The following is a 23,957-nucleotide window of genomic DNA, read 5'->3' on the forward strand; positions in this document are numbered from 1 at the left end:
CTACAGTTATTTAGCGCCCATGAATTTACGCATTCTGCTCTTCACAGCTTCCGGTGGTTCTACCTTAGGAGCATCTGGATGCAACAGCCATGTAGCAGCATAATGTGTGTCAGACACTTTAAACATTGGAGGCTGTTCTTCTAGGTCGATTTGCATTGCATATTCATTACGAGGCGCAAAAGCATCACCTTTTGGCGGATACAATAAGTTTGGCGGTGTACCAGGGATCGCATAAAGTTCTTCTTCTTTAGCATCAAGGCTTGGCATAGAGCTGATCAATCCCCAAGTGTATGGATGCTGCGGATTGTAGAAGACTTCATCCACTGTACCGATTTCGACAATTTTCCCACCGTACATGACTGCCACTCTGTCAGCAACGTTCGCTACAACACCAAGGTCATGGGTAATGAAAATGATGGAAGTGTCGATTTTTTGCTGCAAATCTTTCATCAGTTCCAAAATCTGCGCCTGGATTGTTACATCCAACGCTGTTGTCGGCTCATCGGCAATTAGAACCTTTGGATTACATGCCAAAGCAATCGCGATAACAACCCTCTGCCTCATGCCGCCTGAGAATTGATGCGGGTATTGTTTGATACGTAATTCAGGTTTCGGGATACCTACCAGCTTCAACAGCTGAACCGCACGCTCTTTCGCCGCTGATTTACTCATATTTTGGTGCTTGATCAAAGGTTCCATGATCTGCATTCCAACATTCATAGTTGGATTTAAAGAGGTCATTGGATCCTGGAAAATCATCGAGATATCCTGTCCACGGATTTTCTGCATTTGCTTGTCTGTCAATTTAGTTAAGTCTTTGCCTTCGAACAAGATTTCTCCTTCCGTAATCTCTGAATTGGATGGAGGCAGCAACCTCATGATTGCTTTTGTCGTTACTGATTTACCTGATCCCGACTCACCAACTATTGCAAGGGTTTCTCCCTTTTTCAGTTCAAAGTTTACACCGCGGATCGCTTTCACTTCGCCCGCGAATGTATGGAAGGATATATTTAAATCCTTAACTTCTAGAATATTTTCCATAATACATTCACCTGCCCCTTAATCGCGCATTTTCGGATCAAGCGCATCGCGCAATCCGTCTGCCAGCATATTGAACGTAATCATGATGATACTGATGATAACAGCTGGAATTATCATCTCATGTGGGTGTAACCTTAGCACTTTAAAACCTTCATCAATCAATGTACCGAGTGATGCATAAGGATCCTGAAGACCAAGTCCGATAAAGCTCAGGAATGCTTCAAAGAATACCGCATTTGGAATCGTGAACATTGTATTGATAATAATAACACCAGCAAGGTTTGGCAATAAGTGTTTAGAGATGATTTTGCCATCACTGTTCCCGAGAGTTTTAGAAGCAAGTACAAACTCCTGTTCCTTAAGCTTAAGCGTCTGGGCACGTACAACACGGGCCATACCTACCCAACCTGTTATGGTCAGTGCAACGGTAATGGAAATAATACCTGGCTGCAATACAAGGATCATCAAGATAACGACAATCATTAGCGGGATACCAACAAGCACTTCAGTGATCCTTTGCATGACATTATCCAGTCGTCCGCCATAGTAACCCGAAATGGCACCATAAGCAACACCAATGATCATATCAATAACCGCGGCCAAAAACGCAATATACAGAGAAATTTGCGTACCTTTCCACACACGAGTAAATAAGTCACGTCCTAAAGCATCCGTACCAAACCAGTAGTATTCATCGACTTTTTTGACTTCATACATATTGATTTCTTTGCCGGCTTTATTTGTCTTTACACCGTCAAATGGCAGCCAGCTAATATGTTCTAGCCCCTGGATTTTGGGAGGTAAATTATTATGAGAAACATTTTGTTTATCAAACTCTTTGCCGCTGATTAATGGACCAACGAATGCCAATAGGATAACTATTGCCATTACAATTAAGCTTACAAGCGCACCTTTATTTTTGCGTACACGCATCCAAGCATCCTGCCAGAAGGTTAAGCTTGGCTTGTTAATTTCCTCGCTTTTGGCCGAATCGATATCTGCCGGCCTAAAACGATCTTTTGGAATGTTTGATTCAAAGTCAGCCATTACTTATTACCTCCAGACAGCCTGATGCGTGGATCGATGATACCGTAAAGAATATCCACAACAAGGATGATAACTACAAATAATGCAGCAAATAAAATGGTTGTTCCCATGATAACAGGGTAATCATTTACTGTAATAGATTTTACGAACTGTTCACCAAGACCAGGAATCGCAAAAATCTTTTCGATTACAAGGGAACCAGTCATCAATGAAATTGCCAAAGGTCCTAAAACCGTTACCAACGGAATTAACGCGTTTCTTAAAGCATGCTTAAACGCAATCTCAAAGAAACTCGCACCTTTAGCTTTTGCCAGCATGATATAGTCTGACCCTAACACTTCAATCATTTCAGTTCTCATGAAACGGGCAGCAATCGCAATTGGCAACATGGAAAGAGCGATGGTCGGCAGGATTGTATACTCAAATCCTCGCCAGAAGAGTACAGGGAACCAGCCTAATTTAACACCCACAAAGTATTGCAGTAATCCTGCAAATACGAAGTTAGGAATAGACTTACCCAAAACTGCGATAAAAGTAGAACTATAATCGACCCAAGTATTCTGTCTTATTGCCGCGAAGATCCCAAGGACAATCCCTACAATTGTACCAAAGAGCATAGCCTGGGCACCTAACTGCATAGATGGTCCTAAGCGTTTGAACATCAGGTCAGTTACCGGTGTATTGTTAAACTGAAACGAAATACCCAGATCGCCTTGAAGCAAGTTTCCAATATACTTAGCGTACTGCACAGGTACCGGCTGGTCGAGACCGTACTTTGCCTTCATGATTTCCATTTGTGCAGGACCCAATTTATTCGCACTTGCAAATGGCGTACCAGGAATGATTTTCATTAAGAAGAATGTAAGGGACGCAATAATGAAAAGAGTCAAAAACATATAAAGTACCCTTTTTAACAGGTATTTTGCCATATGGGTGCACCTCCTGTATAATTTCAATTTTCCCTATTGTTCGACAAATCGTTTACAGGGAAAAAGAGAGTATATCTAGATATACTCTCTTTCTATCCTCAGAATTATTACATTCTGAAATAAGAAACTTTTTTAAGTTTTTATTCTTCGCCTTCGATTGTTACCCACTGGAATGAGTAGTCAGGACCGTAGTTGTAGATCGCAAGACCTTTAACATTCGGGTTAAGAAGGATGTTAGCTGCACGCTGGTAAACAGGTGCTAGACCAGCATCTTCTTCAAGCATGATTCTTTCAGCTTCCTGCTGTGCTTCCCACTGAGCTTTCTCATCAGTAGCAAGTTCACCTTGAGCATCTTTGATCAGCTTATCATATTTCGGGTTAGAGTAACCCATTCTGTTGCTTCCGCCATCAGTGATCCAAAGGTCAGTGAACGACAATGCGTTACCGTAGTCTGGTCCCCATCCTGCGAATTGAAGATCGTAATCCATAGCGTTGTCACGCTCTAGACGTACTGCGAAAGGAACGCTCTCAAGCTTGATTGTCAAGCCAGGAAGGTTTGTTTCTAACTGGTTCTTGATGTAAGCATCAGTTTTCTTAGCTGCTTCAGTGTCTCCACCAAGGTAGCGAAGTTCTAACTTATCTACGCCAAGTTCCTTAAGACCAGCTTCCCAATGTTTCTTAGCTTCTTCAGCGTTGAAAGTGATTAGGTCGCCATGCTTTTCACGGAAATCTTCACCATCAAGTGTTACGAAATCTTTTGGTACAAAGTAGTTAGCAGCAACTGAACCGTTGTTCAGGATGCTCTTAGCAAGGTCTTCTTTGTTGAAGCCCATTGCGATTGCTTTACGGATATTTACGTTAGCAAGTGCTTCGTTCTTCTGGTTCATTTTGATCCAGAATACTACAGCTTCCATCCAGCTAAGCATGCGCTCATCGCCTTCATATGAAGGAACGATATCAGAAGAAAGCAATCCAGTCATATCTGTTTCGCCAGCTTCAAATGCGTTTACAGCAGAGTTAGAATCTTTTACTACGTTTACAGTGATCTTTTCAAGTTTAACTTGATCAGCGTTGTGGTAATTAGGGTTCTTAGCCAGTACCCACTCAGTAGCGTCAGTACCTTCCCAAGTTTCCATTACGAATGGACCGTTGTAAAGTAAGTTTTCAGCATTACTTGCGAAAGCCTCGCCTTTCTCTTCAACAAACTTCTGGTTTTGCGGATAGAATGTTGGGAAAGCGAAAAGGTCTTGCCAGTAAGCGATTGGCTTTTCAAGAGTTACTTCCAAAGTCTTGTCGTCAAGTGCTTTAACGCCAAGTTCAGTTACATCATAAGCCTCTTTCTTAGATCCGGCTTCAGTGATTTTCTCAGCGTTCTTGATCTTGCCGCCCATCATGTAAGGACCATATGGAGATGCAGTCGCTGGGTCGATAGCGCGCTGCCAAGCATACACGAAGTCGTGAGCTGTTACAGGCTCGCCGTTAGACCATTTTGAGTCGATTAGTTTGAAAGTGTAGACAAGGTTGTCATCACTGATTTCAGGCTCGCCGTCCGAAAGTGCAGGAACTGGCTTGTGGTCCTGGTCAAGGCGGTAAAGACCTTCACCTACGTTGTTTATGTAAGTGAAACTTGTAGAACCTTCAGCAAGGACTGTGTCCATTGTTGGGATTTCGGAAGAATCCAACATTCTTAATTCTTGTGGTACATTAGGTGTGTCTTCGCCTGATTTTGCATCATCTTCAGGCTTTTCTTCTCCAGCATTGTTTTCGCCGCCGTTACATGCAGACAGGATTAACGAGAATACTAGAGTCAAAATCAATAGAAATGAAAATTTTGACTTTTTCAAGGATATGCCCCCTCTTTTTTAATGTTTTCTGAAAACTTTTTACATTCCCTATTATACATAGATTGAATTAAATGTTCAATATTTTTGCGCGAAAAATTTACAACTTTGAAACAATAGTAATAAATTCCCTGCTTGATTTGTGTTATAATAGTGACTTATAAGCCTTTCTGGAGTAAATATAGGGCGTATCTTATTGTAATATTTGATTTATTCGGAAGAATTATTCAAGAAATTACTTTTATGAAATAACAATATAAGGGAGAATTTAAAAAATGCGTAATAGATTTGGGAAAATTTTTTCTAGTTTTATTGTTACACAGCTATTGATTTTGATTCTTGCGCTTGTCTATCAGCAGAGCATTACATTGCTCAGTTATATAAATTTCTCTTTTTATGTTGCTAGCGTTCTCCTGTTTACTTCTCTTATAGTCTTTACGATTAATTCTGGTTTTTTTGACGCAATTTCTTATTCTTTCCGGTCTGTTTTTGCTGGTAAGGAAGATGGAGACAAGAAAAAGTCGTTTGATGAGATGACACCTTTATCAGAACTGGTCACTTTCAATGCTAACCCGTTACTAATGGTTGGATTGCTGGATTTTATCCTGATGCTTGCTGCACTGTTCATTTATTATCTGTAAAATTGCACCTGAACCCTTGCTTCTCATGGAGGTTTTGATTATAATCATTTCTAATAAATCATAAAAAGCAATGATGAAGAGTAGTACATCTGTTCAAGGCTTTCAGAGAGTTTGTGGTTGGTGGAAACAAACAGCCTGGCAAATGGAATGGACTTTTGAGCTTCTGGGTTGAACTTTAGTAAACTCAGACGTATCCTGCGTTAAAGGTATCCATGCTTCACTGAGGCATGGGCAGAGTGACTCATTCGTGAGTAATTAGGGTGGCAACACGGACCATTCGTCCCTAGAAGTTAGGGACGAATGGTCTTTTTTGTGTTCTTTTTCCTCTGTTTGCGGCAATACCAACTGAATTCAGACAAAAGAATACAATATATATTTCATAGGAGGAATTTATTATGGAGACTATATTTTCTGGCATCCAGCCGAGCGGTACGATCACACTTGGCAACTATATCGGTGCAATGAAACAATTCACAGAGCTGCAGGAACAATATAATTGTTACTTCTGTATCGTTGACCAGCATGCGATAACCGTGCCGCAGGACCGTTTGCAGCTTCGCAAAAATATAAAGAGCCTCGCAGCATTGTACATCGCTTCAGGAATTGACCCTGAGAAAGTAACTTTATTCATTCAGTCGGAAGTTCCGGCACATGCTCAGGCAGGATGGATGATGCAATGTGTTGCTTATATAGGCGAGCTTGAAAGGATGACTCAATTCAAGGATAAATCGACCGGGAAAGAAGCTGTCTCAGCCGGTCTTTTAACCTATCCTCCGCTTATGGCTGCCGATATCCTTCTATATAATACGAATCTCGTGCCAGTCGGAGAAGACCAAAAGCAGCATCTAGAGTTGACAAGGGATCTTGCTGAACGTTTCAACAAGAAATACAATGACATTTTTACAATTCCGGAAGTACGAATAGCTAAAGTCGGTGCAAGAGTCATGTCCTTACAGGATCCATTGAAGAAAATGAGCAAATCAGATCCTAACAGTAAGGCTTTCATCTCTATGCTTGATGAACCAAAGCTAATTGAAAAGAAAATCAAGAGCGCTGTAACTGACTCTGAGGGTATTGTAAAATATGATAAAGAAAACAAACCAGGCATTTCCAATCTCTTGTCCATCTACTCTATTTTAACCGGCAAGGCGATTGCTGAAATTGAAAAGGAATATGAGGGTAAAGGATACGGTGATTTCAAAGGTGACCTTGCAAAGGTTGTTGTCAATGTCATTGAACCAATCCAGAAAAAATACTATGAGCTGATTGATTCAGAGGAACTGGATGAAATTCTTGATCGCGGAGCTGAAAAAGCAAACTTTGTTGCAAATAAAATGCTTAAGAAAATGGAGAATGCGATGGGCCTTGGGCGCAAGCGGAAATAAACCAAGAAAGGAGCTGACACTGTGTCAGCTCCTTTTATTTCAATAAGGCTAATTAATTTACTTTTGGGCCGTGCTCCATTTCCCAAAGTTTTTCGAAAAAGGCCTGTCCCTTGATTATATTTTCGCAAAATTTCTGGTGCTTAGGTGACCATCCAAACTTTGTTTCTTCATACAACTGCTCCCACACCTCTTCAAATGAGAGACGTTGAATTTCTTCATATAGTTCAGGTTTCCATTCAGTGAACCAATATCGGACTTCAGCTACATTTTTTGAAGAATTCAGCTGATCCATGGCCATGAACAATAATTGCTTCAACTGTCTTTCCTTACGGGTCAATCCTCTCATTAAATCTGGAGAAGGTGATAAGATATGGAAATCCTTTAAGGCACTTTGGTCATTGAATCCATATTGGATCGTATCCTGATTTTCAATCATTTCGTACACCAGCTGTTCCTGACGCGGGATAAGCCGGCTCTTTCGGATCGGGATATTATAGCCGATTGTGTCAACTGCCAGGATTCCAGTACCATCCGATACGACGAAGCAATAATCAAGCTGTGTGCGTTCATGATTTTTCCTCAAATACGCCTTTCGGTAAATGTCATCCAGAAGCTGTTGAGGCAACTCAGATAAATCATTTTCAATGTAATTAAATAACAGATGATCAATTTTCAGAAGCGGCACCTGGTCAAGCAGTTCAACACCATCATCCTTCCGCCACTCGTGGAAATGGCAGACATTATAGCCATTCTCTTCCCCTTCGAACCAGTTTACCCAGACATCATGAAGATACAACATGATTTTTAACCCCTCACTTCAAGAAACTGTTTGTCCATCAGTATGGGCAGCACTAAGTAAAAATATTCCTTAAAAGGAAGATCAATTTATATCGCTGTTATGCGGCCAATAAATACTTAACCAGATGATCCCCATTCCCGCTGGCAGCAAGTAGCATTCCACTCTCCGGGAGATAAAGGATAAATACTCGTCCAAACCGTGCCCGGCTGTAATCATATTCAAATACGCGATTGTGCTGATCCCCCCTGATACAGCCAGACTAAAACCAATCGTCAAAACAAACATTCTAAAAATCATAAGATTGACTCTCTTTACAACAGGAAATTACTTCACACACTTACCTCACCCCGGCCTGTCCATTTTTATTATATATATATGAAGGAAGTTGGTGAGGAAGTACTGAAAGGTGTTTATTTATGACATTTAGGAATATATTCATTTTTTACGGAAGGTATCCACTTGTTTTTAGGAATAAAACCAGATTTTAAGGAATATCCTGACCTAATTCAGGAATATATCAGGATTTTAAGGAATATATCCTTTTTGTCACTAATTCTTCACACTCAACGAGAGGAGTTTACAGTATTTTAAAGAATTCTCTCCTATAAACCATCAAAAGGAGAGATGATTTTGTTTTATAAAGACAGGGACATACCTTATAAATTGAAAGCAGAAGAGGCATTAATCCGCCGACTCGATGTAAATCATCCGAAACTGCCCTTAATAGAAGAAGAATATCGAAAAAAACTTGCAGGATTAAGAGGTGAAAAAGAACTGGAATACCACTTATCGTTTCTTAAAGATAATAACTATCTGATTATTAATGATCTCCGGTTACAGCATGGTGTCCACTTCTTTCAAATCGACTCCCTCCTGCTCTCCCCCAGCGTTTCTTTCATTATTGATTCCAAGAATATTGCCGGAACAATTGTCTTTGACCATGAATTCAATCAGTGCATTCGGATTTTCAACGAAAAAGAAGAAGGCATCCGTGATCCCTTCACCCAAGTTCAAAGACATGTCAGGCTATTGTCACAATGGCTTGATGATCATAACCTACCCTCATTAAACCTCGAGTACCTTATTGCTATATCAAGACCTTCAACCATTATAAAATCAAAAGGAAATAACTCTTACAATAACTTCCGAGTTGTACAAGCTGGCCATCTAATAGCGAGGATTATCGACTTAGAAAAACGTTATCTAAAAGAGATAACTACAATAAAGGAGACTAAAAGAATAGCTAAACAGCTGGTAAAATATCATGTACCCTTTAAGCCCAATATATTTGATACCTATTCCATTCATCCTGATGATGTGAGAAAAGGAGTCCAATGTCCGGAATGCAAGGCTATATCTATGCACAAAATTCATGGAAGCTGGTATTGCCCTGTATGCCAAACTTCATCTAAAACAGCCCACATCCTCGCATTAAGTGATTATTACTTCCTCTATGGCAACACCATTACGCTCAGTCAATTTTCCGATTTTTTATTAATACCAATATCAAAACGGAAGTCCGCCTCTTCTTTCCTGATTTCACTCAGTCTGCCCTGCGCAGGCTCTAAAAAGGGGCGGGTCTATGACCTCACCCCTCTGATTGAAAAATAAGCAAAATAAAAAATCTACCTTTGTATGGTAGATTTTTTAACGGCGTGATCTTGGATTCAATGCATCTTTTAGACCTTCACCAACGAAGTTGATCGACAAAATCGTGAGTGTAATGGCAAGTGCAGGTGGAATCCAGATCCACTGCTTTCCTTGTAATACGTCTGGTTCATTTGCGAATGCAAGCATGTTACCCCAGCTTGGAATTTCAGAAGGAACACCGAAGCCCAAGAAGCTTAATCCAGTCTCTGCGACAATCATGGAAGCGAACAAGATCGTTGCTTGTACGATGATTGTTGAAAGGACATTTGGAAGTAAATGCTTTGTGATTACTTTGAATGGTGAACATCCGATTGAGATGGCAGCAAGAATGTATTCATTCTCCTTTTCCGCCAAAATCTTGCTTCGGACAATCCTCGCTACCCCGCCCCAGCTCAGCAAGCTGATAACCATGATCAGGATGACAAGACCATTGATTTTACCATGGAAAATTGTAGCCAATACGATAACGAAAACCAGGAATGGGAAGTTCAGGACGAAATCAGTGAAGCGCATAAGCATGCTGTCAACGATACCGCCGAAATATCCTGCGATTGAACCTACAATCGTTCCAAAAATGATTACGAATAATGTACAGCTTATTCCGACTAAGAGTGATACCCTTCCGCCGTATAACAATCTGGTGAAAACGTCACGCCCATTTTTGTCCGTTCCCAGCCAATGCTCTGCAGATGGCTTTAAGGACATTGAGCCAATGTTGATTTTTGTTATATCTGTTGTTGTAATGTATGGAGCCAGGAAAGAGACAATCATTACGAAAACCAAGAAGATCAAGCTTGTCATCGCCAACTTGTTTTTCACAAATTTTCTTCTAGCGATGGCCCAAGGAGACATGCCTTTTTCCGGCTTCAGGTTAATCTGTGTATTATTTGCTGTAGAAACTTCCATAGCCATCCTCCTTAATCAAGCCTGATCCTTGGATCAACGATTCCATATAAAATATCTGCAACAAGGTTTCCAAACAGTGTCAAGAATGAGAACATCATTGTCAATGTCATAAGGACTGGATAGTCTCTTTGGCTGACAGAGTTCAAGAATAATTGACCGATACCAGGATAAGTGAAGATTGTTTCGGTGATAATTGCGCCACCGACCAATGCAACGATATCAAATCCAAGGAATGTAATCAGCGGGATGATTGAATTACGTAAGATGTGCTGATTGTAAATCTTTTTTTCAGGTGTGCCTTTAGCACGTGCCGTCCTTACAAAATCTTTACGGCTGTTTTCTATAATGTCATTACGCAGGAATTGCGTATAGCTTGCAGTACTCAATAAACCTAATACAAGTGCTGGTAAGAAAACATGATGAATTCGGCTTAACCAATATGCAGCTGTACCTTCGGTGGTAGAGATATCCACAGAACCGTTCGAAGGGAACCAGCCTAAATTAAATGAGAAGAAATAGATGGCGAACACCCCTGCAACAAATGAAGGGAGGGCCAATCCAATATAGTTAGCGGTACCTATGAAGTTATCACCAATTGTATATGGCTTCCTTCCGGCATAAATACCCATGATAAACGCTAAAACATAAGTTATTAAAATACTTGAAAAGCCTAGAAATATCGTATTTGGCAGACGTTCGCCAATGATTTCACTTGCCGGGATTTTATAACGGGTTGATTTTCCGAAGTCTCCCTGCATGAAATTTGTGATCCATGTGAAATATTGAATGTGGACTGGGTCATTATAACCGAGCTTCTCGCGCATCTCCTCTATGTATGCCGGATCCGTATTGTTTGGATCGATCTCCCCACTGAGTGAGTCCCCTGGCATAAGTTTCGCCAGGGAAAACACTACAATAGAGATAAGGAAAAGCATAGGAATCATGCCGAGTATGCGTCGTAAACTGTATTTAAGCATATGCATTCTCCTTAACTGAATAGGTGGTACTTAATGATTATTGCTTGATCCACCATTCATGAGGTGAGTTAGAACCAGAAACGTCGTACTTGACGCCTTGAACGCGCTTAGCAACAGCCATAACTTCTTCTAGTTCAAGGATTGGAAGTGATGGTACTTCTTCGTTGAAAATCTTCTGCCAGTCAGCATACAATTGTGCACGCTTTTCAGTGTCAGTTCCAACTACTTCTAGATCAACAGCATCTTCAAGAAGCTTTTGAGCATCTTCATTTACCCAACGTGGGTAGTTCCATACAGATTCAATACCCCAAAGTGGAAGTGGATCCGGATCTGCACCAGTTCCCCATCCGCCATAGAATACTTCTAGAGCAGGGTCATCTTTTTCAAGCTGATCATAGTAAAGGTTAACATCGGTCATTTGAAGCTCAGACTTCAAACCAACTTCTTCCCAATACTGAGTCATAGCTTTTGCACGTGCTTCGAAAGTTGGGTTTCCAGTTGCATAGTGAGAGAACTTAACAGTGAACTTTTCACCCTTTGGATCTTCACGGAATCCATCTCCGTCTTTATCAACATATCCAGCTTTGTCAAGGATTTCTTTCGCTTTTTCTGGGTTGTATTCATATTGGATTGGCATATCTTCATTAGGTGCAGCAATCCAGTGTGAAGATGGGATAGGACGGTTAAGCGGCTTTCCTAATCCACTGAAGAACGCATCTACCCACTCTTCGCGGTTGATTGCGAAAAGCATAGCTTGGCGCAATTCTTTGCTTTGATACTTATCTTTGTCCATTACGTTTTTCTTGCCATCGTATTTACCAAGTTTGAAACCGATATAGTAGTAAGATAAGCCAGGGTATTTTACTACTTCAACATTATCAAGAGCTTCTACTTCCGGAAGAACTGTTGGATGGAATGGAGTCATGTCAAGAGTTCCATTCTTAAGTTCTCCAGTAGTAAGTGAAGAATCGATAACTTTAACAACGATCTTGTCTAAGTGCGGAGCACCTTTCCAGTAGTTTTCGTTTTTAACTAGTTCTACTGATTCACCAGGGATAACCTTTGCAACTTTGAATGGACCAGTTCCGACAGGCTTAGTGCGGACCTGCTCAGAAGCAGCCATATCCTTAGGATCGATTCCTTCGAATTCCTTGCGAGAAAGCGGGTAAGCCCAAACATTCTCAAGGTTGTTTACGCGAGCTTTGTCAAAAGTGATTTTCAAAGTATAATCATCAACTACTTCAAGACCGGCAATTTTGTCAGACTTTCCTTCGTTGAAATCCTTTGCACCTTCGATTGTGTTAACGTTAGACCAGCGCTGGTGTTCTCCACCAAGTGTAGCGATTGTTTCAAGAGCGAATACCCAGTCATGAACTGTCAATTCTTCTCCATTGTGCCATTTTACGCCTTTTTGAAATGTGAAAGTGAAAACTTTGTTGTCTTCAGTTTCCCAGCTTGCAATGTTTGGTTCTGCTTTCAAGTTTTCATCATAACTAATCAACTCATCGTCGAAGAATGCGATGATGTCATCGTCTCCGTCAGCATCGTAAAAGTTCCAGTTCAAAAGGCCTTTGAACTCAGAGCTTAAAGCGTAAGTCAATGTACCGCCATCCTGCGGTCCTGTTTCTTCTGCTGCGTTGTCTTTGTCGTCCTTTTTTGGATCAGCTGTTGTCTTCTCTTTTTCTCCCCCGCTGCACGCAGCAAGGAATGTTGATAAAACCAATACTAGCATAGCTAGCCAAAGCAATGGTTTCTTCATGGTTTTCCCCCCGTTTTTCAATGTATTTGTTTGCAAAAATTATTGCCCTAGTAAAGGTGGCAAGCAACTCGGTGTCCTGGCTTCACCTCCTTTAAAGCTGGCTTTACTTGGGAACACTCTGCCATCGCAGCTGGGCAGCGCGGATGGAATGGGCAGCCTGTTGGAGGGTTCAATGGACTTGGCACGTCTCCTTCAAGTACAATCCTTTCCTTCTTCCTGCGCGGATCCGGCATTGGAATGGCTGAAATCAAAGCCTGGGTATATGGGTGGAGCGGCTCAGCATACATGCTGTTGCGGTCGGCAATTTCAACCATATTGCCGAGATACATTACGCCGATCCGGTCACTCATATGCTTAACGACACTAAGGTCATGAGCGATAAATAAGAATGTCAAGTCAAATTCCTTCTGAAGTTCTTTCAATAGATTGAGAACCTGGGATTGCACGGATACGTCAAGGGCAGATACCGGCTCATCAGCGATGATCAGCTTTGGTCTCAGCGCCAGCGCCCTGGCAATGCCGATCCTTTGTCTCTGCCCGCCTGAAAATTCATGGGCATATTTGTAGTAAGCATCTTCAGGAAGTCCAACTCTTGTTAATAAATCCATGACTTCATCTTTCAAGTCTTTCAAACTTGCATTCTTGAAATTCCGGATTGGTTCAGAAACAATGTCACCAACCATTTGCATCGGGTTAAGTGAAGCGTAAGGATCCTGGAAGACCATCTGGATATCCTGGCGGATCGCCTGAAGTGTCTTGCCTCTTAATTTTGTGATGTCCTTGCCTTCAAAAATGATTTCCCCATCTGTCGCATTCAACAATCTGATAATGGTTCTTCCTGTTGTTGATTTGCCGCAGCCCGATTCCCCAACGAGACCCAATGTTTCACCCTTTTTAATTTCGAATGAGACATCATCGACAGCCTTGACATTGCCAATTGTGCGGCGGAAAAATCCGCCTTTTACAGGATAATAGGTTTTCAGATTATTGATTTCCAGCAAATTCTCTTTTTCTGTTAATGTTGTATTGCTCATTATGCCTTAACTCCTTCTTTTGGCATACTTGCTTCATATAGAATGCACGCCACTTCATGTCCTTGCTCGATTTCTCCAAGCTGTGGAGTGATACTTGTACACTCTGGCATTGCTTTCGGACAACGGTTTGCGAATCGGCAGCCAGTTGCAGGCATATTCTTTAGCGACGGGACGATTCCCTTGATTGAGCTTAGTTCTTCTTTGTCCTCATCCATTTTAGGGATGGCACCCATCATCAATTCTGTGTATGGATGCTTCGGGTTATAAAAAAGTGTGTCAACGTCAGCACGTTCAACAATCCGGCCTGCATACATTACGATGACTTCATCACACATTTCTGCAACAACGCCAAGGTCATGGGTGATCATGATGACCGACATATCATTAACTTCCTGGATACTCTTGAGCAATTCGAGAATCTGGGCTTGGACTGTCACGTCCAATGCTGTTGTAGGCTCGTCCGCAATCAGAAGCTTTGGCTGGTTGGCAATGGCCATCGCAATCATGACCCTCTGCCTCATACCTCCGGATAACTGGTGTGGATACTCATCTACGATTTTCTCAGGACGGGAAATGCCCACGCTTTTCAATAGCGCGATACTCTTCTGCCTTGCTTCTGCTTTTGAGATTTTTGTATGGTTGAACAATACTTCCTGCAGTTGGAATCCTATAGTAAAAACCGGATTCATCGATGTCATGGGTTCCTGGAAGATCATTGAGATATCCCGCCCGCGGATTTTGTTCATTTCCTTTTCGGATAACTGTTCGAGATGAACTCCTTCGAAAACAATCTCGCCGCCTCGAATCTTTCCAACCCCTTTTGGCAGGAGCTGCATGACCGATAGGCTCATAACCGATTTCCCGCACCCTGATTCGCCAACAACCCCGACAATCTGCCTTGGTTTGACAGCAAAACTCACCTTGTCTACAGCGTTATAAAATTCACCATCAATATTAAAAGCTGTTTCAAGGTTCTTGACCTCAAGCAAAGGTGCTTCATTATGTATTGAATAGTTGCTCATTTGGACACCTTCTCACATTTTAAATAATAAAATATTCTGCAAATTCGATATATTTTAATAAAATGTTATTACAGATTTATTACATTTGCAATACTTTTTTTTCAATTGGGAAATTTATAATTTTTTAGAAATAGTAAAAAAACCCGAGGATAATGGGTTTTTTAGGTTTTTAAAATTTTTAAAAATTTAGTAACTTTGTAAATTCACAGGAAGGAATCTTAAATGATGCTTTTTCAGTAAAATTTCTATTTTGCTTAAATTGTTTTACTATCTCATAGCCCATAGCGTAGCCCAGAAGCCTTGGTTTTCCGGCTAAACCAAACAAAATTTCATCATGCTGACGATCTTCTCTCGTAATTAGAAGCTTGTTTTCCACTTCTTTTTTCCAATAGTCAGCCAAAATTTTTGTCGAATATCGTCTGCTCCATTCCCCCGTATAATTTTCACCGCAATTTTCGGCAACTGCATGCTCAGCGAGGCCCTCTAAAATAATTGAATCCAGGAGAGTATATTCCTCAGGTTTTTTCTTTTGTGCCTGCATCCTGCATACATGGTGGTATTCATGCACGAACAATGCTTCCAGCTCTTTCTCGTCATCGACCGGAGTCAGGAAGATGAACATTTTATCGATGAAGGAAACGCCTGATTTCCCTTTCCCTTCCTTCATTAACCTCGCGTTCGATTGATCCATCGGAAAAATGAAGATTGGAATGTCCGGTCCATTCCATTTCTTTTTGTATTTATTAAAGAGTTCCTCTGTCCGTTTCCAGTACCCTTCTCTTTTCAACTTTTCGAAAACCCTTTTGTTTCGTCGGTCCGGCTTGTACATGCCAAAGTTCTTTAAATAGGAATAGATTTTTTGGGGATTATCGGCTTCCTGAAAATGTCCAAGCAGGTTTTCACACACTTTCTTTGTATTGGCAAAATCAGTTCCAAGCCACTTATCTGTCCTGACGATCACATTGCATTCCCTCCACTGGCTTACCCTTTTACAGCCATTTTATGTTATTAACAGCCAATGGTTCGAAGGGATCCTTCACATGGAGAAAATTTCCCAACATGAACAAAAAACGGAATCCACAACGGAAACATTTTATAATTCCCTGGACAAAGACTAAAAGCCAGAGAGGTCTCTGGCTTTTCACAGTTACTATATGTTTTCCTAATCCCAACTTAAGATCAAATTTTACTCGTTAATCTTCGGATCGAGCGCATCCCTCAGTCCATCGCCGACAAAGTTGAAACAAATAACGGTCAGGAGGATCATCAATCCCGGAGCCAGCGGATACCACCAGGATTTCAAAAGAATCGTGAAATTCTGTGCGTCCTGCAGCATATTGCCCCAGCTGGCGTGGGGCGGCTGTATTCCCAGACCCAAATAACTCAATCCTGATTCTGCCAGGATCACATAGCCTACTGCCAGCGTGGCCGATACGATGATCGGTCCCATGGCATTGGGCAGGATATGAGAGAAAATGATTGTTGGTGTTTTTGTACCAATCGTTTTGGATGCCAGGACAAACTCTCTCGACCTTAATGAGAGGAACTCACCTCTGACAAGTCGTGCAGTAGTTGTCCAACCCAACAGCGCGAAGATTAAAATCAGCTTATCCACTCCCGGCTTGAAAATCGTAACCAGCGTAATCAATAAGAAGATGGATGGGATTGACAGGATGATATCGACAAATCTCATGATGATCGCATCAACAATCCCGCCAACATAGCCAGCGACAGCTCCAAGGAAGGTGCCTATAGTAATAGACCCAAGAACCGATGCGAATCCGACCAAAAGCGAAATTCTTGCTCCATATAAAAGTCTTGAAAACACATCCCTTCCAAACCTGTCTGTGCCAAGCCAATGCTCACTGTTCGGCGGCTGCAATTTTAAAAGCAGATTCTGCTTGGAAGGTGAGTACGGGGCAATCATTGGCGCTAACAGAGCAGCAGTTATGATGATGATCAGAAAAATACCGCCAAAAACAGCAAGTTTATTTTTCACGAATTTCCTGACTATGATTCCAAGCATTGTGTCATGCGAGGTGTTAACACCATGCAATTCCAGGCTGCCAGATTGATTTCCAGCTAGATTTGTTTTTGCCATGTTTACCTCCCCTTAATACTCGATCCTTGGATCAAAAATTGCGTACAGGATGTCTGCGATCAAATTACCGATCACGACGAATACCGCCGAAATGACAGTCAATCCCATCAGTACCGGATAATCCCGCTGGAACGCAGAATCTACGAATAACAAGCCAATTCCCGGCCAGGTAAAGATTTTTTCAACTATAACTGCTCCGCCAATGAAGGAAGGAATCATCAGACCAAAAATCGTGATGACTGGAATCAGTCCATTTCGAAGGCCGTGTTTATAGATGACTTTGTTCTCCTTGAATCCCTTCGCTCTAGCAGTCCTCATATAATCCTGCTTGATCACTTCCATCATGCTCGATCTTGTATACCTGGTCAGTCCTGCCATGTCCGCGGCCGCCAGAACAAATGCCGGCATGATTAAGTGATGGATTCTGTCCCAGAGACTGAACGGAGCATTCAGGGTTGCCACCCCACCTGTTGGGAACCAGTTATTCTGGACAGCAAAAACCATGATCAGAATCAAGCCAAGAAAGAAGTTTGGTGTTGCTACGCCTAGAAAAGATGTAACAGTTACTGTATAGTCAAGCTTCGAATACGGTCTTGTGGCCGAAATGATTCCAAAAGGAATGGAAATCAACAATGCCAGCAGAGTCGAAACGACCATCAATAAAATAGTATTCGGCATCCTGTTCATGATCATTTCCATTACAGGAACCCCTTTGCGGATCAATGAAGTACCAAAATCACCTTGAAGCATGGCTCCCAGCCATTTTAAATACTGGATATGAACAGGATCGTTAAGACCGTACCTTTCCATGAACCTGGCCTTGTCCTCAGGGCTGATCGTCGGATCCATCATCAAGCTGGCAGGATCCCCAGGCGCCAGCTTCATAATGGCAAAAGAGACGATGGTTATGCCCAGCAGCAAAGGAATGGCCATCAATATTCGGCGAATGATATAAGATAGCATGGCAATTCTCCTTTTAGTAATAAGAGATAATTAAACTTGAAAGGGAAGGGATTCTCCCTTCCCTCCCACCCTGATCCTATTGTTTCAGCCACCACTTGGAGATATCATAAAAATCATCCTTCGCGTGGAACACATAGCCTTCCAGATTAGCCGGCATGACCCTGTGAACATTTGGATAATACAGGAATGTGTATGGCTGGTCTTCTGCCAGCATCTTATAAATGTCGGCATATGCTGCTTTGTACTCATCCTGATCAAGGATCTGCTTCGCTTCTTCCATCAGCTTATCCGCTTCAGGATTCGAGTACCAGACGAAGTTCAAGCCTTCTTCCATCTGGCTTGTATGGAAAATATCATACTGATCCGGGAATGTTGACAAGCTCCATCCAAGGACAAGTGCGTCGTAATTCCAGTTTGGAGCCGAGATTTGCTCGATGAACGCGCTCCATTCAACGATTTCAGGCTTCGCTTCGATTCCGACTTCTTTCAATTGTTCCTGTAGTACGACGACAATGTCTTCCCTTACCTTGTTACCTTGGTTTGTTTTTACCGTGAAGGAGAATTTCTTGCCATCTTTGTCAAGGATTCCGTCACCATCTGAGTCCTTCCAGCCAGCTTCAGCCAGTAAAGATTTTGCTTTTTCAACATCAAATTCAAATTTAGGAACATCTTCATTGTATGCAAACGATAGTGGGCTTTCTGGAACATGCGCCACTTTTCCGTCTCCGTTCATGACAGAGCTGACGATTGCTTCCCTGTCAATAGCGTGAGTGATCGCCTGGCGGACTTTTTTGTCTTTGAACAGTTCGTTCTTTTGGTTGTATCCCAAATATGTGTATGAAAGACCAAGACCAGACTCCACTTTAACACCCGGGAATGACTTGACCGTTTCAATATCTGTACCTGGGACTCCAGCTGCAAAGTGGATATCACCTGCCTGGATTTGTGCAATCATGGCATCCATATCTGGAACGATCTTATACGTGAGTGTATCCAGGTATGGACGGCCTTTGAAGTAATCATCGAACGCTTCAACTTTTACATACTCTCCGTCTTTCCATTCAACGAATTTGAACGGACCAGTACCAATCGGGCTCTTAGTATTGAATTCATGCTCCCCGAGTTCAGCAACAGGGACATCCTTCAGGATATGCTCAGGCAGGATGTAGTAGCTTAATGATACTGGATAGAAGGAAGCATCCTTCTTGCTCAGCTTGAACTCGACAGTATAATCATCAACCTTTGAAACAGATTCCATTGCTTCGAAGGCAGATCCGCGCTCACCATTGTATTCAGGATTTTTCGGGATACTGAAGGTGAACACAACGTCGTCTGCAGTGAACTCTTCACCATCATGCCATTTGATGCCTTTTTTCAATTTCGCTGTAAAAGTCAGGCCATCTTCAGAAATATCAATAGACTCCGCCATGCTCATCGTCGGATTGAATTCAGTATCGGATGATACAAGACTGTCAAAAATGAACCCTTCAATGTCAGAGCTCGACGTATCAGTTGAGTAAAGCGGGTTGAAAACTGTTGGTGCACCAGTAGAACCAATGATCAAATCCCCGCCTTGCTGCGGACCCGAAGCCTGCTCTTCTTCTTTCTTGCCATCATCTCCAGGAGTTTCTTTTGGGTCCTCTGCATTATTTCCTGTACATGCTGTAAGGAAGATCGACAGGATCAGGGTAAGACTGATTAACAACCAGGAAGCTTTTCTTAATTTCACATTTTTTCCCCCTTAAATTTTTACTAGTTTTCAAGACAAGCAGAAAGGTGTTCCTATCTCCCCCCTTCAAATCCTGCAGCTGCCCTATGTATATAGATGGCAGGCAACAAAATGATTGTTCTTGACTTCTTTGAAGTCCGGGTTCACTTGTTTGCAAAGATCAAATGCGGCTGGACACCTTGTATGGAAGACACACCCTTTTGGCGGGTTAGCCGGGCTTGGCAGCTCTCCTTTTAAAATAATCCGCTCCCTCTTTATAACACCTTTTTTCCTGGGCACCGGCACAGCTGACAGCAGTGCCTGTGTATAGGGATGGAGCGGTTCTGCATATAGCTCTTTCTTTGAGGCAAGCTCCATCATTTTCCCAAGGTACATAACCCCTACCCTGTCGCTTATATGCCTGACAACACTTAGGTCATGGGATATGAAGATATAAGTAAGGCCGAATTCTTCCTGAAGGTCTTCCATCAAATTGATGATTTGTGCCTGAATGGAGACATCCAGTGCAGAAACTGCTTCATCAGCGATAATCAATTCCGGGTTCAACGCCAGTGTTCTGGCTATCCCGATCCTCTGCCTCTGTCCCCCCGAAAATTCGTGTGGATAACGGTTGATAAAGGAAGCATTAAGTCCTACCTTTTCCAATAAACCCTCAACATGTGCATCCCGTTCTTTGGCTTTATATATATGGTGGGTATCGAGTGGCTCCCTGATGATTGATCTCAACGTTTTCCTCGGATTGAGCGAAGCAAAGGGATCCTGGAAAATCATCTGGATATTTTTGCGCACATCCTTCCTCAAATCACTCTCTGCCAGTTGGGAGATATCCTGGCCATTGAAGATGATTTTTCCTTCAGTAGGTTCATAGAGTCGGATAATCGTTCTTCCGACAGTCGATTTGCCGCAGCCTGATTCTCCAACGATCCCTAATGTCTCTCCTTTATTCACCTTCAGATTTATTCCATCAACTGCCTTTATATGACCAACTGTCTTTTGCAGCAAACCAGCTTTGATAGGAAAGTGTTTCTTTAGGTCCTGTAATTCAAGCAAGGTTTCGGAGTTACTCTTTGATGTTTTATTTTCAAGAGATTCATTTGTTGAGATCATTTCTCCCCCTCCTTGCCATCGTGTAAAAAGCACCTTACAGACCTGGTACTGTACTTCCTCATAAGATTTGGCATTTCACTATAGCAACGGTCAAAAGCATGCGGGCAGCGTGGGGCAAAACGGCAGCCTTTTGGCAGGTTCTCGGGTGAAGGTACATTTCCTTCGATCGAGATAAGCCGCGCATGATCCTCGTCTATTGATGGAATTGAACCCATCAGACCATTTGTATAAGGATGGAGTGGGTTTTCAAACAGATCTTCCACCATTGCCTCTTCCACGACCTGGCCTGCATACATGACAACAACCCGGTCAGCGATATCAGAAACCACTCCTAGGTCATGTGTGATAATCAAGATGGAGGTATCGAATTTTGTGCTCAAATCCTTCATCAAGTCCAGGATTTGCGCCTGGATGGTCACGTCCAATGCTGTCGTTGGCTCATCCGCAATCAACAGCTTCGGATTACAGCTCATCGCCATCGCAATCATCACCCGCTGGCGCATGCCCCCCGAAAGCCGATGGGGATAATCATTGATGATTTCCTTTGCACGGGAAAAACCAACTAGTTCAAGCATCTCGATCGCCTTTTTCTTTGCCATCGCCTGATTCAACCCCTGATGATATGTCAGGACTTCGGTGATTTGCTCCCCGATGGTAAGCACAGGATTCAGTGATGTCATCGGCTCCTGGAAAATCATCGAAATGTCATTGCCGCGGATCCTGCACATTTCTTCCTCGCTGGCTTTAACAAGATCCCGTCCATCAAACTGGATCTGCCCGTCCACAATTTCCCCTGGCGGACTAGGAATCAATCGCATGATAGATAGAGAAGTGATACTTTTTCCAGACCCCGACTCCCCCACCAGTGCGACAGTTTCCCCTTTATTGATCACAAGGTCTACTCCGTCTACTGCTGGAATCACTGTTTTTTTCCTTTTAAAATAGGTTTTAAGATTCTTTAGTTCCAATAAGGCTGTCACGATTCTTGCACACCGCCTATCTAATGAAATTGATATAAAAAGAATTGACTTTCTGACCAGTTAAAGATTCTGATAATTATTAATTATTAGAGACGTAGTTCTTTTATTACACTTTCATTACTTTTTTTAAGACAATATTCCGTCGTTATTTTTTAAAAGCATGCTTTTTGAAGGAAAAATACTTTTTCAGGAAAATAGATTTAGGTATTTTTCAGTTAAGTTTGGGTGCTTAATTTTCTGTTTTTTCAGAGGCAAAGCTCGGGTAGCTAAAGAACAGGTAGTAGAGGGGAATTACTTTTATCGAAGTACTAGAGCGGGAGCATATTCGGACAATGCAGGGGCGTTCATTTTACCGGAATTCACAAACCAGCGGAAAAAACGGGGAATACACAACTTCATTTGCTCCGCACCAATGCCAAAACAAAATAAAAAGCAGAAACCCTCAACTAAACAGGGTTTCTGCTTCTATATGCGAGGGTCTCTCCCTCGTATTCCATTATCCTTCGTATTTTTTGAAAGCAATTGTCGCGTTGTGGCCGCCGAAGCCCAGTGAGTTGCTGATTGCAGCATTTACCTGATGCTTGCGAGCTGTGTTTGGCACATAGTCCAGGTCACATTCTGGGTCTGGTGTTTCCAAATTGATTGTTGGCGGCAAGATTCCTTCCTTCAAAGCCAGGATCGTGAAGATGGCTTCAATCCCGCCTGCCGCTCCAAGCAAGTGGCCTGTCATTGATTTGGTTGAACTGACTGAAAGCTTGTAAGCATGCTCGCCAAATACTGATTTGATGGCCATTGTTTCATATTTATCATTATATTCAGTGCTTGTTCCGTGGGCGTTAATGTATCCTACTTCTTCTGGTGCAAGGCCTGCATCGTCAAGAGCCATTTTCATTGCTCTTGCTCCGCCTTCCCCTTCAGGAGCTGGAGCGGTAATGTGATAGGCATCGCCGGTAGCACCATAACCAACGATTTCAGCATAGATTTTTGCTCCACGGGCCAATGCGTGCTCCAGATCTTCAAGGACAACGATTCCCGCGCCCTCACCCATAACAAATCCATCACGATTTTTATCGAAAGGCCTGCTCGCTTTTTGCGGATCCTGATTGGTAGATAGCGCTGTATTTGCACAGAAGCCTGCGAAAGACATTTTTGTAATCGGCGCCTCTGCCCCTCCAGTAACCATTACGTCAGCGTCGCCGCGCTGGATGACCTTGAAGGCATCCCCGATTGAGTTAGTTCCAGTCGCACATGCTGTGACAGTACAAGAGTTAAAGCCTCTCGCACCAAGTGTGATCGATACCTGTCCAGTTGCCATATCAGGAATCATCATCGGCACGAAGAAAGGGCTGACCCTGCGATATCCTCTGTTCATGAACGTTTCGTGCTGCTGTTCGAATGTCTCCATTCCGCCGATACCAGATCCAATCCATACACCGACTCGCGGAGCATTTTCATCCGTGATTTCAAGTCCTGAATCCTTCACAGCCATCAATGATGCAGCAACCGCATAATGAGTGAAGCGGTCCATCTTCCTTGCATCTTTCCGGTCAATAAAGTTCTCAACATTGAATTCCTTAACCTCTGCTGCAACCTTTGCAGGGAAATCATCGGCATTCAGTCTCGTAACAGGGCCTATTCCCGATACACCTTCAAGTATATTATTCCAGGTAGTTCCCGCGTCATTTCCAAGAGGCGTAACAGCCCCGATACCAGTAACAACGACTCTGCGTTTCTCCATCATTATTGCATCTCCTTTATCTATACCGTATTTAATATAAGACTGTTTTCGGGTATTAAGTTTGCATGCTCTTTTTTCATAAAGGCTGTTTTCGTAAGGCTGTTTTCGTAAAGATTGTTGTTAAAATCCTAAAGCCGATTTTAACGTGTAAAAAAGCCGTTTTGTAGTTCGGAATTAAGTGTGCAAGCTCTTTTCTCATAATTAGCTTTAATTTTTGTGAAGAAACATGGGCCATTCAATCCTAGTTTGTAATCAATAGCAACAAAGTTTGAGAAAAGAGCCTTTCGTAAAGATTGTTGTTAAAATCC

General features: G+C 42.3%; 21 protein-coding genes and 1 other annotated feature. Of the genes, 3 read left to right on the plus strand and 18 right to left on the minus strand.

What is annotated here, in order from left to right; translation table 11 throughout:
* Positions 1-6: 6 nt before the first annotated feature.
* The 4 genes from J7E35_RS02170 to J7E35_RS02185 form a co-directional block, all read right to left on the minus strand.
* Positions 7-1,041, minus strand: coding sequence for an ABC transporter ATP-binding protein (locus tag J7E35_RS02170; protein ID WP_214776573.1), 1,035 nt, complete (start codon positions 1,039-1,041; stop codon positions 7-9).
* A gap of 18 nt (positions 1,042-1,059) precedes the next feature.
* On the minus strand, positions 1,060-2,088 hold the full coding sequence (opp3C, locus tag J7E35_RS02175; protein ID WP_214776574.1) for an oligopeptide ABC transporter permease: 1,029 nt from the start codon (positions 2,086-2,088) through the stop codon (positions 1,060-1,062).
* Entirely contained in the window at positions 2,088-3,017 is a 930-nt protein-coding gene (gene opp3b, locus J7E35_RS02180) for an oligopeptide ABC transporter permease (RefSeq protein ID WP_214776575.1), read from the minus strand. The genes opp3C and opp3b overlap by 1 nt, the downstream gene beginning before the upstream one ends.
* Positions 3,018-3,157: 140 nt before the next feature.
* Positions 3,158-4,861, minus strand: coding sequence for a peptide ABC transporter substrate-binding protein (locus tag J7E35_RS02185; protein ID WP_214776576.1), 1,704 nt, complete (start codon positions 4,859-4,861; stop codon positions 3,158-3,160).
* Positions 4,862-5,133: 272 nt separating this feature from the next.
* Between J7E35_RS02185 and J7E35_RS02190 the strand changes: the two genes are divergently transcribed.
* Both J7E35_RS02190 and trpS read left to right on the plus strand, forming a co-directional pair.
* The gene (locus J7E35_RS02190; RefSeq protein ID WP_214776577.1) at positions 5,134-5,499 is read left to right on the plus strand and encodes a DUF3899 domain-containing protein; all 366 of its coding nucleotides are present in this window, start codon (positions 5,134-5,136) and stop codon (positions 5,497-5,499) included.
* Between the two features lie 61 nt (positions 5,500-5,560).
* Positions 5,561-5,787: a binding site (T-box leader), on the plus strand.
* Between the two features lie 104 nt (positions 5,788-5,891).
* Entirely contained in the window at positions 5,892-6,884 is a 993-nt protein-coding gene (gene trpS, locus J7E35_RS02195) for a tryptophan--tRNA ligase (RefSeq protein ID WP_214776720.1), read from the plus strand.
* A gap of 52 nt (positions 6,885-6,936) precedes the next feature.
* On the opposite strand, the gene J7E35_RS02200 is transcribed toward trpS, so the two are convergent.
* Both J7E35_RS02200 and J7E35_RS02205 read right to left on the minus strand, forming a co-directional pair.
* Positions 6,937-7,683, minus strand: coding sequence for a YjbA family protein (locus J7E35_RS02200; protein ID WP_192472274.1), 747 nt, complete (start codon positions 7,681-7,683; stop codon positions 6,937-6,939).
* 81 nt (positions 7,684-7,764) lie between these two features.
* Entirely contained in the window at positions 7,765-7,980 is a 216-nt protein-coding gene (locus J7E35_RS02205) for a YuzI family membrane protein (protein ID WP_214776578.1), read from the minus strand.
* A 333-nt stretch (positions 7,981-8,313) separates the two neighbouring features.
* Here J7E35_RS02205 and J7E35_RS02210 point away from each other — a divergent pair, with 333 nt between their 5' ends.
* Positions 8,314-9,294, plus strand: a complete 981-nt coding sequence (locus tag J7E35_RS02210; protein WP_214776579.1) for a nuclease-related domain-containing protein — start codon at positions 8,314-8,316, stop codon at positions 9,292-9,294.
* 36 nt (positions 9,295-9,330) lie between these two features.
* Here the strand turns inward: J7E35_RS02210 and opp4C (J7E35_RS02215) are convergent, their stop codons facing one another.
* The 12 genes from opp4C (J7E35_RS02215) to fabF all read right to left on the minus strand — a co-directional run bounded on the left by opp4C (J7E35_RS02215) (position 9,331) and on the right by fabF (position 23,649).
* Positions 9,331-10,239, minus strand: a complete 909-nt coding sequence (gene opp4C / locus J7E35_RS02215; protein WP_214776580.1) for an oligopeptide ABC transporter permease — start codon at positions 10,237-10,239, stop codon at positions 9,331-9,333.
* Positions 10,240-10,250: 11 nt separating this feature from the next.
* Complete coding sequence (opp4B, locus tag J7E35_RS02220; protein ID WP_214776581.1) at positions 10,251-11,216, minus strand: oligopeptide ABC transporter permease; 966 nt, start codon at positions 11,214-11,216, stop codon at positions 10,251-10,253.
* Positions 11,217-11,253: 37 nt separating this feature from the next.
* Positions 11,254-12,975, minus strand: a complete 1,722-nt coding sequence (gene opp4A / locus J7E35_RS02225) for an oligopeptide ABC transporter substrate-binding protein (protein WP_214776582.1) — start codon at positions 12,973-12,975, stop codon at positions 11,254-11,256.
* A 47-nt stretch (positions 12,976-13,022) separates the two neighbouring features.
* Complete coding sequence (locus J7E35_RS02230) at positions 13,023-14,009, minus strand: ABC transporter ATP-binding protein (protein ID WP_214776583.1); 987 nt, start codon at positions 14,007-14,009, stop codon at positions 13,023-13,025.
* On the minus strand, positions 14,009-15,031 hold the full coding sequence (locus J7E35_RS02235) for an ABC transporter ATP-binding protein (protein WP_192472267.1): 1,023 nt from the start codon (positions 15,029-15,031) through the stop codon (positions 14,009-14,011). Before J7E35_RS02235 ends, J7E35_RS02230 begins: the two co-directional genes overlap by 1 nt.
* A 178-nt stretch (positions 15,032-15,209) precedes the next feature.
* Entirely contained in the window at positions 15,210-15,992 is a 783-nt protein-coding gene (locus tag J7E35_RS02240; protein ID WP_353050025.1) for a DUF2268 domain-containing putative Zn-dependent protease, read from the minus strand.
* A 225-nt stretch (positions 15,993-16,217) separates the two neighbouring features.
* On the minus strand, positions 16,218-17,057 hold the full coding sequence (opp4C, locus tag J7E35_RS02245) for an oligopeptide ABC transporter permease (protein WP_251009690.1): 840 nt from the start codon (positions 17,055-17,057) through the stop codon (positions 16,218-16,220).
* An 87-nt stretch (positions 17,058-17,144) separates the two neighbouring features.
* Positions 17,145-18,095 (minus strand): ABC transporter permease, encoded by a 951-nt coding sequence (locus J7E35_RS02250; protein WP_214776585.1) that lies wholly within the window; start codon positions 18,093-18,095, stop codon positions 17,145-17,147.
* A 76-nt stretch (positions 18,096-18,171) separates the two neighbouring features.
* Positions 18,172-19,824 carry a peptide-binding protein gene (locus J7E35_RS02255; protein WP_214776586.1) on the minus strand — a complete coding sequence of 551 codons (1,653 nt, stop codon included), beginning with the start codon at positions 19,822-19,824 and terminating at the stop codon, positions 18,172-18,174.
* 84 nt (positions 19,825-19,908) lie between these two features.
* Entirely contained in the window at positions 19,909-20,931 is a 1,023-nt protein-coding gene (locus J7E35_RS02260; RefSeq protein WP_214776587.1) for an ABC transporter ATP-binding protein, read from the minus strand.
* Positions 20,928-21,911 (minus strand): ABC transporter ATP-binding protein, encoded by a 984-nt coding sequence (locus J7E35_RS02265; RefSeq protein ID WP_214776588.1) that lies wholly within the window; start codon positions 21,909-21,911, stop codon positions 20,928-20,930. Before J7E35_RS02265 ends, J7E35_RS02260 begins: the two co-directional genes overlap by 4 nt.
* Before the next feature lie 496 nt (positions 21,912-22,407).
* Positions 22,408-23,649: a beta-ketoacyl-ACP synthase II gene (gene fabF, locus J7E35_RS02270; RefSeq protein ID WP_214776724.1), complete on the minus strand. Its 1,242-nt coding sequence runs from the start codon at positions 23,647-23,649 to the stop codon at positions 22,408-22,410.
* Between the last annotated feature and the right edge of the window lie 308 nt (positions 23,650-23,957).

The sequence above is a fragment of the Bacillus sp. ISL-45 genome, from assembly GCF_018613195.1.
In the GTDB taxonomy this organism is placed as follows: Bacteria; Bacillota; Bacilli; order Bacillales; family Cytobacillaceae; genus Mesobacillus.

Excerpts from the sequence above, each read along its gene's own strand:
- J7E35_RS02235 (WP_192472267.1), bottom strand. The coding sequence starts at position 15,031 with ATGAGCAACTATTCAATACATAATGAAGCACCTTTGCTTGAGGTCAAG.
- J7E35_RS02230 (WP_214776583.1), bottom strand. The coding sequence starts at position 14,009 with ATGAGCAATACAACATTAACAGAAAAAGAGAATTTGCTGGAAATCAAT.
- opp4C (WP_251009690.1), bottom strand. The coding sequence starts at position 17,057 with ATGCTTGGAATCATAGTCAGGAAATTCGTGAAAAATAAACTTGCTGTT.
- J7E35_RS02170 (WP_214776573.1), bottom strand. The coding sequence starts at position 1,041 with ATGGAAAATATTCTAGAAGTTAAGGATTTAAATATATCCTTCCATACA.
- J7E35_RS02190 (WP_214776577.1), top strand. The coding sequence starts at position 5,134 with ATGCGTAATAGATTTGGGAAAATTTTTTCTAGTTTTATTGTTACACAG.
- opp4A (WP_214776582.1), bottom strand. The coding sequence starts at position 12,975 with ATGAAGAAACCATTGCTTTGGCTAGCTATGCTAGTATTGGTTTTATCA.
- opp4B (WP_214776581.1), bottom strand. The coding sequence starts at position 11,216 with ATGCTTAAATACAGTTTACGACGCATACTCGGCATGATTCCTATGCTT.
- J7E35_RS02205 (WP_214776578.1), bottom strand. The coding sequence starts at position 7,980 with ATGATTTTTAGAATGTTTGTTTTGACGATTGGTTTTAGTCTGGCTGTA.
- J7E35_RS02250 (WP_214776585.1), bottom strand. The coding sequence starts at position 18,095 with ATGCTATCTTATATCATTCGCCGAATATTGATGGCCATTCCTTTGCTG.
- opp3b (WP_214776575.1), bottom strand. The coding sequence starts at position 3,017 with ATGGCAAAATACCTGTTAAAAAGGGTACTTTATATGTTTTTGACTCTT.
- fabF (WP_214776724.1), bottom strand. The coding sequence starts at position 23,649 with ATGGAGAAACGCAGAGTCGTTGTTACTGGTATCGGGGCTGTTACGCCT.
- opp4C (WP_214776580.1), bottom strand. The coding sequence starts at position 10,239 with ATGGAAGTTTCTACAGCAAATAATACACAGATTAACCTGAAGCCGGAA.
- J7E35_RS02200 (WP_192472274.1), bottom strand. The coding sequence starts at position 7,683 with ATGTTGTATCTTCATGATGTCTGGGTAAACTGGTTCGAAGGGGAAGAG.
- opp3C (WP_214776574.1), bottom strand. The coding sequence starts at position 2,088 with ATGGCTGACTTTGAATCAAACATTCCAAAAGATCGTTTTAGGCCGGCA.
- J7E35_RS02260 (WP_214776587.1), bottom strand. The coding sequence starts at position 20,931 with ATGATCTCAACAAATGAATCTCTTGAAAATAAAACATCAAAGAGTAAC.